Source organism: Glaciihabitans sp. dw_435, assembly GCF_018449675.1.
In the GTDB taxonomy this organism is placed as follows: Bacteria; Actinomycetota; Actinomycetes; order Actinomycetales; family Microbacteriaceae; genus Glaciihabitans.
Genome location: NZ_JAAVUZ010000008.1, coordinates 57,307 through 69,613 on the forward strand (window position 1 = coordinate 57,307; position 12,307 = coordinate 69,613).

15 protein-coding genes are annotated in these 12,307 nt (G+C 66.2%); 10 read left to right on the forward strand and 5 right to left on the reverse strand.

The features are described from left to right. The first annotated feature begins 6 nt into the window (after positions 1-6). The 7 genes from HB677_RS11805 to HB677_RS11835 all read left to right on the forward strand — a co-directional run bounded on the left by HB677_RS11805 (position 7) and on the right by HB677_RS11835 (position 4,751). Positions 7-372, forward strand: a complete 366-nt coding sequence (locus tag HB677_RS11805; RefSeq protein WP_213815912.1) for a holo-ACP synthase — start codon at positions 7-9, stop codon at positions 370-372. Beyond that, positions 369-1,493 (forward strand): alanine racemase, encoded by a 1,125-nt coding sequence (alr, locus tag HB677_RS11810; RefSeq protein ID WP_213815913.1) that lies wholly within the window; start codon positions 369-371, stop codon positions 1,491-1,493. Before HB677_RS11805 ends, alr begins: the two co-directional genes overlap by 4 nt. After that, the gene (gene tsaE, locus HB677_RS11815) at positions 1,490-1,978 is read left to right on the forward strand and encodes a tRNA (adenosine(37)-N6)-threonylcarbamoyltransferase complex ATPase subunit type 1 TsaE (RefSeq protein ID WP_213815914.1); all 489 of its coding nucleotides are present in this window, start codon (positions 1,490-1,492) and stop codon (positions 1,976-1,978) included. The genes alr and tsaE overlap by 4 nt, the downstream gene beginning before the upstream one ends. Continuing rightward, positions 1,962-2,579 carry a tRNA (adenosine(37)-N6)-threonylcarbamoyltransferase complex dimerization subunit type 1 TsaB gene (tsaB, locus tag HB677_RS11820; protein ID WP_213815915.1) on the forward strand — a complete coding sequence of 206 codons (618 nt, stop codon included), beginning with the start codon at positions 1,962-1,964 and terminating at the stop codon, positions 2,577-2,579. Before tsaE ends, tsaB begins: the two co-directional genes overlap by 17 nt. Next, entirely contained in the window at positions 2,579-3,070 is a 492-nt protein-coding gene (rimI, locus tag HB677_RS11825; RefSeq protein ID WP_213815916.1) for a ribosomal protein S18-alanine N-acetyltransferase, read from the forward strand. Before tsaB ends, rimI begins: the two co-directional genes overlap by 1 nt. Then, positions 3,067-4,131: a tRNA (adenosine(37)-N6)-threonylcarbamoyltransferase complex transferase subunit TsaD gene (gene tsaD / locus HB677_RS11830; protein WP_307852581.1), complete on the forward strand. Its 1,065-nt coding sequence runs from the start codon at positions 3,067-3,069 to the stop codon at positions 4,129-4,131. The genes rimI and tsaD overlap by 4 nt, the downstream gene beginning before the upstream one ends. Before the next feature lie 95 nt (positions 4,132-4,226). Then, positions 4,227-4,751, forward strand: coding sequence for a DUF4190 domain-containing protein (locus HB677_RS11835; protein ID WP_213815917.1), 525 nt, complete (start codon positions 4,227-4,229; stop codon positions 4,749-4,751). A 9-nt stretch (positions 4,752-4,760) separates the two neighbouring features. On the opposite strand, the gene HB677_RS11840 is transcribed toward HB677_RS11835, so the two are convergent. Continuing rightward, on the reverse strand, positions 4,761-5,942 hold the full coding sequence (locus tag HB677_RS11840) for a class I SAM-dependent methyltransferase (protein WP_213815918.1): 1,182 nt from the start codon (positions 5,940-5,942) through the stop codon (positions 4,761-4,763). A gap of 155 nt (positions 5,943-6,097) precedes the next feature. On the opposite strand from HB677_RS11840, the gene groES reads away from it, so the two are divergent. The 3 genes from groES to HB677_RS11855 all read left to right on the forward strand — a co-directional run bounded on the left by groES (position 6,098) and on the right by HB677_RS11855 (position 8,930). After that, positions 6,098-6,394, forward strand: coding sequence for a co-chaperone GroES (groES, locus tag HB677_RS11845; RefSeq protein WP_130981894.1), 297 nt, complete (start codon positions 6,098-6,100; stop codon positions 6,392-6,394). Positions 6,395-6,500: 106 nt separating this feature from the next. After that, positions 6,501-7,454, forward strand: coding sequence for an EamA family transporter RarD (rarD, locus tag HB677_RS11850; RefSeq protein WP_374193818.1), 954 nt, complete (start codon positions 6,501-6,503; stop codon positions 7,452-7,454). Positions 7,455-7,631: 177 nt separating this feature from the next. Beyond that, the gene (locus HB677_RS11855; RefSeq protein ID WP_213815919.1) at positions 7,632-8,930 is read left to right on the forward strand and encodes an ABC transporter substrate-binding protein; all 1,299 of its coding nucleotides are present in this window, start codon (positions 7,632-7,634) and stop codon (positions 8,928-8,930) included. Between the two features lie 74 nt (positions 8,931-9,004). Here HB677_RS11855 and HB677_RS11860 read toward each other — a convergent pair whose 3' ends face one another. The 4 genes from HB677_RS11860 to HB677_RS11875 form a co-directional block, all read right to left on the reverse strand. Continuing rightward, positions 9,005-9,505 (reverse strand): GNAT family N-acetyltransferase, encoded by a 501-nt coding sequence (locus HB677_RS11860; protein ID WP_218624663.1) that lies wholly within the window; start codon positions 9,503-9,505, stop codon positions 9,005-9,007. A 126-nt stretch (positions 9,506-9,631) separates the two neighbouring features. Beyond that, on the reverse strand, positions 9,632-10,399 hold the full coding sequence (locus tag HB677_RS11865) for an ABC transporter ATP-binding protein (RefSeq protein WP_213815920.1): 768 nt from the start codon (positions 10,397-10,399) through the stop codon (positions 9,632-9,634). After that, positions 10,389-11,333: an ABC transporter ATP-binding protein gene (locus HB677_RS11870; RefSeq protein ID WP_374193819.1), complete on the reverse strand. Its 945-nt coding sequence runs from the start codon at positions 11,331-11,333 to the stop codon at positions 10,389-10,391. The genes HB677_RS11865 and HB677_RS11870 overlap by 11 nt, the downstream gene beginning before the upstream one ends. Beyond that, a complete protein-coding gene (locus HB677_RS11875; RefSeq protein WP_213815921.1) occupies positions 11,320-12,294 on the reverse strand; it encodes a branched-chain amino acid ABC transporter permease in 975 nt (324 codons plus the stop codon). Before HB677_RS11875 ends, HB677_RS11870 begins: the two co-directional genes overlap by 14 nt. Positions 12,295-12,307 lie beyond the last annotated feature (13 nt).

A 12,307-nucleotide genomic window follows, 5' to 3' on the forward strand; every position in this document is an offset into this window, starting at 1 on the left:
CGGATCGTGATCGTCGGCATCGGCGTTGACGTGGTCGACCTCGCGAGGTTCGAGCGCGCGGTCGATCGCACCCCCGCGCTGCGTGAACGCCTGTTCGCCCCGGCCGAGCGTGGCCTTCCGCTGCGCTCGCTCGCGGGCAGGTTCGCCGCCAAGGAAGCTCTCATCAAGGCGATCGGCGACTCCACCGGTGTCACCTGGCAGGACATGGAGATCGTCTCCGATGGCCACCGCAACCCGTCGTTCCTTCTACATAACGCCGTGAAGCGCATCGTCGCCGAGCGCGGCATCACGACCGTTCACCTCTCGATGTCCCACGACGGCGGTATCGCGATCGCCTACGTGGTTGCAGAGCACGATGAGGAGAGCGGATGACCCGCCCGACGCGCGAGGCCCGCATAGATCTCTCGGCCATCCGGCACAACATCGCGTCACTTCGCTCGGCCACGGCCCCCGCGCGGGTCATGGTGGTGGTGAAGGCGGGCGCCTACGGACACGGCGCGATCGAGGTCGCCCGGGCCGCCGTCGACGCCGGAACCGACTGGCTCGGCGTCGTGGACGTGTCGGAGGCCCTCGCGCTGCGGGACGCCGGCATCACGGCTCCGGTGCTGGCGTGGCTGCACGGGACCGAGACCGACTTCGCCCCGGCAATCGCGGCGGGCATCGACATCGGTGTGAGCTCGCTCGGGCAGCTGGAGAGCGTCGCGGCCGCGGTCACCGACACCTCGGGGAACGCCCCGTTCGCCAGCGTGCACCTCAAGCTCGACACCGGGCTCGGACGCAACGGCATCGAGGAATCCCAGTGCGCCGCCGTCTTCGCCCGCGCTTACGAGCTCGAGCGCGAGGGGCGTGTGCGCATCCGTGGAATCTTCAGCCACCTCGCCAACGCCGGCGAGGACGAGGATCTCGAGCAGGTGCGTCGGTTCGAGGCCCTCGTCGACCAGGCCACAGCAGCCGGTCTCACCCCGGAGCTGCGCCACCTCGCCGCGACGGCCGGTGCCCTGCGGGTGCCGTCGAGCCGCTATGACCTCGTGCGCCTTGGCATCGGTGTGTATGGGCTGTCACCGTTCGACGACACCACCTCCGCCGCGCTCGGCCTCCGCCCGGTGATGGAGCTGAGCGCCGAAATCGTCTCGGTGAAGCGAGTCCCCGCCGGCAGTGGCGTGTCCTATGGCTTCACCTACCGCACCGACGCGGAAACCACGCTCGTGCTTGTGCCGCTTGGATACGCCGACGGGATACCCCGCCACGCGTCATCCCGCGGTCCCGTCTTCATCAACGGCAAGACCTACCGGGTGAGCGGTCGGATCGCCATGGACCAGTTCGTCGTCGACATCGGGCAGGACACCGCTGTCGTCGGTGATCGGGCTGTGCTGTTCGGCGACCCGGCGACCGGTGTTCCCGCGGCCGACGACTGGGCGACGGCGGCCGACACCATCAACTACGAGATTGTGACCCGCATCGGGCCGCGCGTGACCCGGACCTACACGTCATGATCCACCTGACGATCGCGACACCGGATGACATGGCGCTGTTCGGTGCCCGGCTCGCGGGGCAGCTGCGCGCCGGAGACCTCGTCACGCTGAACGGCGAGCTCGGGGCGGGAAAGACCACCCTCACCCGGGGGCTCGGCGAAGCGCTCGGTGTGCGTGGCGCGGTCACCAGCCCCACGTTTGTGCTCGCCCGGACGCACCCGCGGCTGGAGGAGGGGGCGGCCCCCCTCGTGCACGTCGATGCCTACCGCCTGTCGAGCGCGGTCGAGCTGGATGACCTGGATATCGATTTCGAACGCTCCATCGTTGTGGTCGAGTGGGGTGCCGGTCTGCTCGACGGCATCACCGACACCTGGCTCTCGATCGATATCGTGCGCCCGGTCGGGGGAGTGGAGACGGACGAGGGCGTCGAACCCCGCGAGGTGACCGTCACCGGCAACGGTGACCGGTGGAAAGACTTAGGGTGGGTCGGTGCTTCTAGCGATTGATACCTCCGCGGGAACCAGTGTCGCGGTCGTTGACCGTGATCTCGGGGTTCTCGCCGAGCTGACCGAATTGGACACCCGCCGGCACGCCGAGGTGATCGGCAGCATGATCGCCGAGGCGCTGCGGCTGTCGGGTGTGGCTGTAACCGACTTGAGCGGTGTCGCCGTGGGCATGGGACCCGGCCCGTTCACGGGCCTGCGCGTCGGGATCGCCGCCGCCCGCGCCTTCGCCTTCGGTGCGCACAAGCCCGTGGTTCCCGTGGTCAGCCACGACGCCATCGCGTTCGGGGCAACCGAGCCGATCCTCGTGGTGACGGACGCCCGTCGGCGCGAGGTGTACTGGTCCGCTTATTCTGGGTCGGATGAGCAGGGGCTACCCGTGCGCACGGCGGGACCGGGGCTCGTTCGTCCCGATGACCTGCCCGGCGCGGTGGCCGGGTATGAGGGGTACCGCCGGGTCGACGCGGAAAGCGTGTCCGGGGCATCCATTGGGCTGCTCGCCGAAGGGCTGTACCTGCACAAGCGTGCGTTCGCCGGCAACGATGCTCTGTACCTGCGCTCGCCGGATATCTATGTGTCCGCCGGCCCGAAGCGGGTCAGCTGATGGCCTGGCAGTTGCGTGTGGCGGGCGTCGCCGACCTCGATGACATCATGGCGATCGAGACGCCCACGTTTGGAACGGATGCCTGGTCCGCCTCGGCGATGGCGTCGGACCTGCAGAGCGCGCACACCTATTACCTCGTCGCCTTTCACCCCGAGACGCCGACCCTCGTCGAGGGATATGCGGGGCTGTTGGCGCCGCGGCGCAGTGCTGACGCGGACATCCAGACCATTGCCGTCGCTGCATCCGCCCGCCGTCAGGGTCTCGGCCGGGTGCTCATGCAGGCGCTCATTGCCGAGGCGCGGGACCGCGGAGCGCGCTCGGTGTTTCTCGAGGTGCGCGCGGACAACCCCGGTGCCCAGAAGCTGTACGACGAGCTCGGGTTTGAGCAGATCGCCGTGCGGCCCCAGTACTACCAGCCCGACGGAGTGGACGCCCACATCATGAAGTTGACAGTCACCCCCGCGAGCCTCAGCCCGGCGGTCGGCGCGTGACCGCCGGTACCGCCGCCGAGCGGCTGGTGCTCGGCATCGAGACCAGTTGCGACGAGACTGGCATCGGCATCGTGCGCGGGTCGACGCTGCTCGCCAACGTGATTTCGTCGTCCATGGAGGAGCACGCGCGATACGGCGGTGTCGTGCCCGAGGTTGCCGCCCGCGCCCACCTCGAAGCGCTCGAACCCGCGCTCCGCGCCGCGCTGACGGAAGCGGGCGTCACCCTCGAGGAGCTCGACGCGATCGCCGTCACGAGCGGGCCGGGGCTGTCCGGCGCGCTCATGGTCGGCGTCGGGGCTGCCAAGGCGCTCGCCGTGGCCACCGGCAAGCCGCTGTACGCCGTGAACCACCTCGTCGGCCACGTCGGCGCGGACGTGCTGCGTGCCGACGGCACCGAGATCGAACTTCCCACCGTCGCCCTCCTCGTGTCCGGCGGTCACACCTCCCTGCTCCTCGTGCGCGACCTCGTGTCGGACGTCGAGTTGCTCGGTGAGACCATCGACGACGCCGCGGGCGAAGCGTTTGACAAGGTCGCCCGCCTGCTCGGGCTTCCCTATCCCGGTGGCCCCGAGATCGACCGCGCCGCCGTCGGCGGGGATCCGAAAGCCATCCGCTTCCCGCGCGGTCTCAGCCTGCGGAAAGACATGGAGAAGCACCGCTACGACTTCTCGTTCTCCGGGCTGAAGACGGCCGTGGCGCGGTGGGTCGAGCAGAAGCGCGACTCCGGAGAGGAAGTGCCGGTGGCGGATGTCGCGGCGAGCTTCCGTGAAGCCGTTGCCGACATTCTGTTGACCAAGGCCCTTGCCGCGTGCGCCGACACCGGGGTGAAGCGGCTGCTGCTCGGCGGCGGCGTGGTCGCCAACGCCCGCATCCGACAGCTCGCCACGGAGCGGTGTGCCGCCGCGGGCATCGAACTGCGCATCCCGCCCCTCGATCTGTGCACGGACAACGGTGCGATGATCGCTGCCCTCGGCGCCCAGCTCATGCAGGCGGGCCATGCGCCGTCGGGCCTCGATTTCGGGGCAGACTCCACGCTGCCGGTCACGACCATCCAGGCGTAGCCTCACCGGTTACTGACAGGCACCACTCCGGCTTGGTACCGTGGCCTCAACGCTCGCTCACAGGGTGAGAGAGCAAATCGTAGGAGGGGTATCTGATGAGCCAAGAAAACCCGGGCAACACCGACGGCACCGAAAATGGGGGAGGGCCCGCCGAGGGCACGCCAGAGATTCCCGTTCCGCCCGTTGTTCCTCCCGCGGTCCCACCGGTTGAACCACCGGTCGACGGTCCTCCCGTGACGCCGCCGCTCGCGCCGCCGCCCGCCTACACGGCACCGTCGGCATACGGGCCCCCCGGTGCACCCATCGCGCCACCGCCATACGGCTACCCCACTGCCGCTCGGGCGCCGATCCTCAGCATCCTGTCGATGGTCGCCGGCATCATCTCCACCATCGGCCTCTGGGTCGTCTTCTTCCCCCTCGGCGGAATCCCGGGACTCCTGTTCCCGGTGGCGGCGCTGGTGCTCGGCTACCTGGGCAAGAAGCGCGAACCGCAGACGGCCCGGGGGTTTTGGCTTGCGGGCATCATCATGGGATACGTCGGAGTCGCCGCCGCCATCCTGTCGATCATCGGCTGGATCCTGCTCTTTGTAATCAGCGGCACGGACAGCACCTACAACTAACCCCGGCGCCTAGAACCGCACGCGCTCGCACAGCAGTGCGACGTGACGACCCGCGACCCTCGTGAGAACGAGGGTCGCGGCGTTAGCGCCCTTGAGCGCGAGCTTCTTGCGCAGCAGGGCGGGATCCACGTCCACACCCCGTTTTTTGATTTCGAGCGTGCCGATGGACCGCGCGCTCAGTTCTTTCCTGAGCTTCTTCTCATCGAAGGCAAAGGTCTCCACGACGCGGAAGCAGCTCGCGAATGGCGTCAACACCGCGTCATCCGCCGTCAGGTACGCAATCGAGTCGCTCAGCATCCGGGCGCCGAGGCTGCGGGCGAGATCGCCGATCAACCGTGCGCGGATCACGGATCCGTCCGGCTCGTACAGGAACTCGCCGAGTTCGTCGACCTCGGCATCCTCGCTGTCGCCGTCGGAGGTGAGCTCCGCCGAGCCGTGATCGCCGATGACGAGAGCCGCGCGGGTGATGCCCGGCCGGGCGAGCTCACCGAACCACAGCCCAAGTTCGACGACGTCGTGATCGACGGACACCCACTGCGCCTCCGCGCCGGCGGGAATCAGGTCGCGATCGATGCCAGGGCCCAGCTTGACGCCCGTCGGAAGCGTCGCCCCGATGCCAAACGCGAAGTCGAGCGACGGCGACCAGTCGGCGGGGTTGCTCAGCCGGCGTGACGCGTTGCGGCGGGCCGGATCGAGGTAGACACCGTCGATGCCGGCGAGGTCAAACTCGGTGACGTCGGCGTGCTCGACGCGTGCGCTCTCCCAGGGGGCAAGGTTGTAGGAGGCGATTGCTGCCGTGACTTCGTCGCGCTCGACGGCGGTCACGGCGATGTCCAGCGCGGCGATGGCCAGGGCGTCGGCACCGATGCCGCACCCGAGGTCGGCGATGTGCGTCAGTCCCGCCCGCTGAAAACGGCCTGCGTGCTGCGCGGCGACGGGGAGCCGTGTCGCCTGCTCGAGGCCAGCCTCGGTGAAGAGCATGCGCGAGGCGAACGGCCCGAACTTGCCGACCGCCTTCGCCCGCAGCCGTGACTGGCTGAGAACCGCGGCGACGAGTTCGGGCGAGTGTCCGGCCTTGCGCAGGTCGGCGACCGCGCGCACGGGGTCATCGCCCGCCTCATAGGTAGGGAGCGAATCGAGTAGCCGCAGTCCCTCCGGGGAAAGAAGCTGGAGAAGTTCTGCCGTGTGCATCCGCCAATCCTCCCGCACTATGGGCGGTTCAGGAGGCACGGATGCCTCGACAATTGGCACTCGGATTGAATGAGTGCCAACGTCCGGCGTATAGTTGCTCTGGCACTCTCATAGGGAGTGTGCCAACCAGTTCTTTAAGAAAGTAGAGGTCAACCGTGTCGGTCTCCATCAAGCCGCTCGAGGATCGCATCGTCATCAAGCAGGTCGAGGCAGAAACGACCACTGCTTCCGGACTTGTCATTCCTGACACCGCGAAGGAAAAGCCCCAGGAGGGCGAGGTTGTAGCTGTAGGCCCCGGCCGCATCGACGACAACGGTAACCGCATCCCCCTCGACATCGTCGTGGGCGACAAGGTCATTTACTCCAAGTACGGCGGAACCGAGGTCAAGTACGGCGGAGAGGACCTTCTCGTTCTCTCGGCTCGCGACGTCCTCGCGGTAGTCGTTCGCTAACACCCCCGCAGCCAAAGTCGTCCTCATCGACGACTTTCTGCCGAAAGGCCTCGTGGTTCTGCCACGGGGCCTTTCTCCGTTAAACACCGCCGCTAGGCTGGCGTTCGTGTCAGCTCCCGAGACCCCCACCGTGCCCGCCCGCTCCCGCGAAAGCCGCACCGGCGCGGGGATCGCGTACGCGGTCGGCGCCTACGGACTCTGGGGCCTCCTGCCCGCATTCTTCCTCCTGCTCGCGCCCGCCGGAGCGGCCGAGATCGTGGCCTGGCGCATCCTGTTCTCCCTCGTGTTCTGTGCGCTGCTGCTCACCGTCACCCGGGGATGGGGGCGATTCATCGCCATCCTCCGCGACCGCCGCACCCTGCTGACGCTCGGGCTCGCGGGCATCCTGATCCTCATCAACTGGTCGACCTATATCTTCGCGACACTGAACGGGCAGGTGGTCGAGGCGGCGCTCGGGTACTTCACCAATCCGATCGTGACGGTGCTGCTGGGCGTCTTCGTGCTGCGGGAGCGCCTGCGGGTGCTGCAGTGGACCTCGATCGTCATCAGTGCCGTCGCGGTCCTGGTGCTGGCGCTGAACTACGGCGCATTCCCGTGGGTGGCGCTGATCCTCGCGTTCTCCTTCGGTACCTACGGGCTGATCAAGAAGACCGTGGGCGGCCGTGTCGACGCGATCAGCGGCCTGACCATCGAAACTATGTGGCTTGCTCCCATCGCCGCCGCCGCTCTCATCGCCGTGTCGGTGACCACCGGCCTGACGATCGGCACCATCAGCGCCGGCCACACCCTTGCGCTGCTGAGCACCGGTGTCGTGACTGCTGTGCCACTACTGTTTTTTGCCGCGGCCGCCGGCCGACTTCCGCTGACCTACCTCGGGCTCACGCAGTACCTCGCACCGATCCTGCAGTTCCTCATCGGCGTATTCCTGCTGAAAGAAGACATGCCGCCTGCGCGCTGGGCGGGCTTCGCGCTCATCTGGGTGGCCCTTATCGTGCTCACGGTCGACATGTTCGTGTCATCTCGTGCATCGCGCCGGTTGACGCTCAATCCCGTTGCCTGAGATCGGATCCGCAACGATATCCGCAGGACTTTTGCAGCTAGATCACAGAATGTAACGATTGCGTCGCGTTACACGCCCGTAACACCGATGTATTGTGCCGGTTGTCTGGGCCGCCTAAGTTGGCAGCACGCACACAGCAAATCTGCGTGCCTTCCCTTTCACATTCCAAGGAGCAACATGGGTGCATTCTCCCGGACCAAGTCCGCCATTGGCGCACGGTCAGTCAAATCGGCAATCAGTGCCCTCGCCCTCGTCGGCGCCGGCGCACTGATCCTCAGCGGCTGCGCATCCACCCCGAGCGACTCGTCGAGCGGCGACGCCTCGAAGGACCTCACGCTGAAGCTCGGCACGATCCTGCCGCAGACCGGTTCCCTCGCAGTCCTCGGCCCGCCCGAGTTCGCGGGTGTAGACCTCGCCATCCAGGACATCAACGCTGCCAAGGCCGGCATCACCGTTGGCGTAACTCACACGGACTCCGGTGACACGAAGACCAACATCGCGACGCAGTCGGCGACCAAGCTCCTGAGCGAGGGCGTCAGCGCCATCATCGGTGCTGCATCGTCCAGCGTTTCGCTGACCTTCATCGACCAGGTCACCAAGGCCGGCGTTGTGCAGATCTCCCCGGCCAACACCTCGCCCGACTTCACGTCCTACAAGGACAACGGCTTCTACTGGCGCACCGCCCCCTCGGACGTTCTCCAGGGACGCGTTCTCGGCCAGAAGGTTCTCAAGGATGGCGCGCTCAACGTGTCGATCTTGTACCAGAACGACTCCTACGGACAGGGCCTCGACGACAACGTCAAGAAGGCACTGGAAGACGGCGGCGCTACCGTCGGCGAGAACGTCGCGTTCGACCCGGCTGCCACCAGCTTCGCCTCGGAGGTCACCTCGGTTCTCTCCTCGAAGCCCGACGCCCTCGTAGTCATCTCCTTCGACCAGCTGAAGGCCATCGCGCCTGAGCTCAAGAAGAACGGCTTCGACTTCAAGAAGTTCTACGGAACTGACGGAAACTACGGCGTCATCACCGACGCGTACACGGACGTCGACATCGCCGGCGCTCAGTTCACCAACCCCGGTGTCAACGCTTCGGCCGACTTCCAGACCAAGCTGCAGGCTCTCGTCAAGGAGCAGGGTAACCCCGCGCTCTCTGTCTTCAGCTACGCACCTGAGTCGTACGACGCCACCACGCTTGTTGCTCTCGCTGCCCTCGCCGGCGGCGCGACGGACGGCGCGACCATCAAGGCAAACCTGAAGGCTGTTTCCGAGGGCGGCACGAAGTGCGAGAGCTTCGCTGACTGCGCCAAGCTCCTCACGGACGACCCCAAGGCTGACATCAACTACGACGGACTCTCCGGTCCGATCACGTTCGATGACAATGGCGACCCGTCGCAGGCCTACATCTCGATCTACAAGTACCTCGCTGGTAACAAGACCGAGTACGAGTCCGCCGAGTTCGGTGACCTCTCCAACGGCTAATCCCCGTTACTAGAAAGACCCCGGTTCTCCTCGTGAGAACCGGGGTCTTTTTTGTTCGTCGGCGTAGTGAGGAATCAGGATGCCTCGAGCCGCAGCATCATCGCGTCTGAGCCGCCAACCCTCCCGACCACGATGAACCCGACCGACTCGTAGAGCCGGCGGGCGCGGGTGTTGCCGTCCTCCACGCTGAGGCTGACCGCCCGGAGTCCCCGGCTCGCGGCATCCGCTATCGACCGCTGCAGCAGCGTGCGGCCGACACCTGCTCCCTGGTGTCCGTCGTCGACTGCCAGGCCGAGCTCTGGCACATCGTCGCTGATGTAGCCGAAGCCCGGGTCTGACGCGGGGAGCTGACGAGCCCACACCGCTCCGATTGCGCGCTCGCCCTCGACGGCGATGGTGCCGAAGTCGCCGGGGCGCATCCAGCCATCGAGATAGTGCCAGATCTCGGGCATGCCGCGGATCTGGTCGAGCGTGTACGTGTCGGTGCCGCGCCAGTTCATCGTGGCGAGCAGCTGGCTCTCGAGAACGGGCAGGTCGCCCGCGGTGGCATCGCGGAAGGTGATGGGCGCAGTCATGACTTCGATACTGCCCGATGCGCGCGCGGCCGTATACGCGCCCCTGCCGCGGTGGCACAACGAAAAGGGGGTCCGGCCGAAGCCGAACCCCCTGGTGTCGTGGTGCCCCGCAGGGCGCCGCGGCGCTTAGCCGCCCTGGGTGGGCGTGCTGTGCGTCGCCGTGTGGTCGGTCGCGAGCGTACCGAGGTACAGCTCGATAACCTTCGGGTCGTTCATCAGCGTGCGGCCGGTGCCGCTGTAGGCGTCACGGCCCTGGTCGAGCACGTACCCGCGGTCACAAATCTGCAATGCGCGGCGGGCGTTCTGCTCGACGATCATCACCGAGACTCCGGCGCGGTTGATCTGCGCCACGTTGATGAAGGTCTCGTCCTGACGCACGGGGGACAGGCCGGCGCTCGGCTCATCCAGCAGCAGCACGGACGGGTCCATCATGAGCGCGCGCGACATGGCGACCATCTGGCGCTCGCCACCGGAGAGCGAACCCGCACGCTGCTTGAGGCGCTTGCCGAGCTCCGGGAAGAGGGACGTCACGAAATCGACGCGCTCCTTGAACTTCTTCGGCTTCTGGTACGCGCCCATCTGCAGGTTTTCCTCGATGGTGAGGCTGGGGAACACGTTGTTGTTTTGCGGCACCATGCCGACACCCTTGGAGACGAGCTTGTCGGCCTTGAGGCCGGTGATCTCTTCCCCACCGAGGATGACGGAGCCTTCGCGAATGTTCACCTGGCCGAAGATCGCCTTGAGCAGCGTGGACTTTCCCGCGCCGTTCGGACCAATGATGCCGACAAGTTCGCCCTTGGCGACGTAGACGTTGCACCCGTTGAGGATGTTGACGCCGGGCAGGTATCCCGCGACCAGGTCCTTGGTCTCGAGGACGATTTCGCTACTTGGCATCGGGGGTCTCCTCCGCGATTTCTTCGATGATGTCGCCCGTGAGGGGCGAGCCGATGTCTTCGGCAACCTCGAGCTGGCCGGTGAGCGAGCCGAGGTCGGTGTCGTGGTGGGCGCCGAGGTACGCGTCGATCACGGCGGGGTCAGCCATCACCGTGGCGGGGTAGCCCTCGGCAACGATCTTGCCTTCGGCCATCACGATGACCCAGTCGGCGATGGTCTGCACCATGTGCATGTCGTGCTCGACGAACAGAACCGTGGTTCCGTCGTTCTTGAGGTTCAGCACGTGCCCGAGGAGCGACTGCGTGAGGGCCGGGTTGACGCCGGCCATCGGTTCATCCAGCATCACCAGGCGCGGCTTGCTCATGAGGGCCCGCGCCATTTCCAGAAGCTTGCGCTGGCCGCCGGAGAGGCTTGCCGCGTAGTCATCCTTCTTGGTGTCGAGTTTGAACCGCGCGAGGAGCTCGAGCGCCTGGTCGGTGATCTCGGTCTCGCGCTTGCGCCAGAGACCGGTGATCAGCGCCGGAAGGAAGCGCTCTCCGCCCTGGCGGGTGGCTCCCAGCCGCATGTTCTCCATGACGGTGAGAAGGCTGAGGGCCTTCGTCAGCTGGAACGTGCGCACCATGCCGCGGCGCGCGACCTTGTAGGCGGGGACTCCGGAGAGGCTGTCGCCGTCAAGGGACCACGTGCCCGTGTCCGGCTTGTCGAATCCGGTGAGGAGGTTGAAGAACGTGGTCTTGCCGGCACCGTTGGGGCCGATGAGAGCCGTGATCTTTCCACGGGGAATCTCGACGTGCGCGACATCCACCGCCGTCATGCCACCGAAGGTGCGGGTGACGCTGTCGACGATAAGGATCGGGTCTTTCTTGGGAACACCGGGGCCGGGCTCGCCGACCTGCAGCTGCTCGACCTGTGTGGATGACTCAGGCACTGAAATGCGCCTCCCTCTTGTTGCCGAATATGCCCTGCGGACGGAAGATCACCAGGAGCATCAGGGCGATGCCGACGATGATGAATCGGATCGGACCCTGCTGGATCGAGGTGATCGGTATCAGGTGGTTGCTGACGAGGAGCGACAGAATGCCATCGGAGAGTGACAGCACCACCCAGAAGATGATCGAACCGACGATTGGACCGAGCACCGTTGTGGCGCCACCGAGCAGGATGATCGTATAGAGGAAGAACGTGGTCTGGGTGCCGTAGTTATCCGGCTGCAGCGACGTCGGGATGATGACGATGACGGTGGCAAGACCACCGAGCACACCACCAAGGATGAGCGACTGCATCTTGTACCAGGTGACGTTCTTGCCGAGCGAGCGCACGGCGTCCTCGTCTTCACGGATGCCCTTGACGATGCGACCCCAGGGGCTGCGCATCAGCTGGCGGATGACCAGCGCGGCAACGATAACCACGACCCATCCGACGATCCGGATCCACAGCTGTTCCTTGTTATAGGTACCGATGCCGAGGTGGTACTGGATGTCGGGCAGCGGGTTGAGCGCGTTGAAGGTGTCGGATGACCCGTTGATGCCGTCAGAACCACCGGTGATGGGGCTGATGTCCGGGGTCTTGACCGTGTATCTCACGATTTCTGCGGCCGCGATGGTCACGATGCTGAGGTAGTCAGCACGCAGTCGCAGCGTCGGGATACCGAGGATCAGCGCGAAGATGATCGACCCGACCACACAGGCGGCAAGGGCCGCCCAGAGGGGCCACCCAAACTGCGTGGTGGTGATGGCGAACGAGTAGCCACCGACGGCCATGAAGCCGGCCTGGCCGAAGTTCAGAAGACCGGTGAACCCGAAGTGCACGGCGAGGCCGAGCGCTGCGAGCGCGTATCCGATGGTCTGCGGCTCGAGAATCTGGCTGAGGGCCAGGGTGATGAAGTTGAAGTCCATAATCTAAACCGCC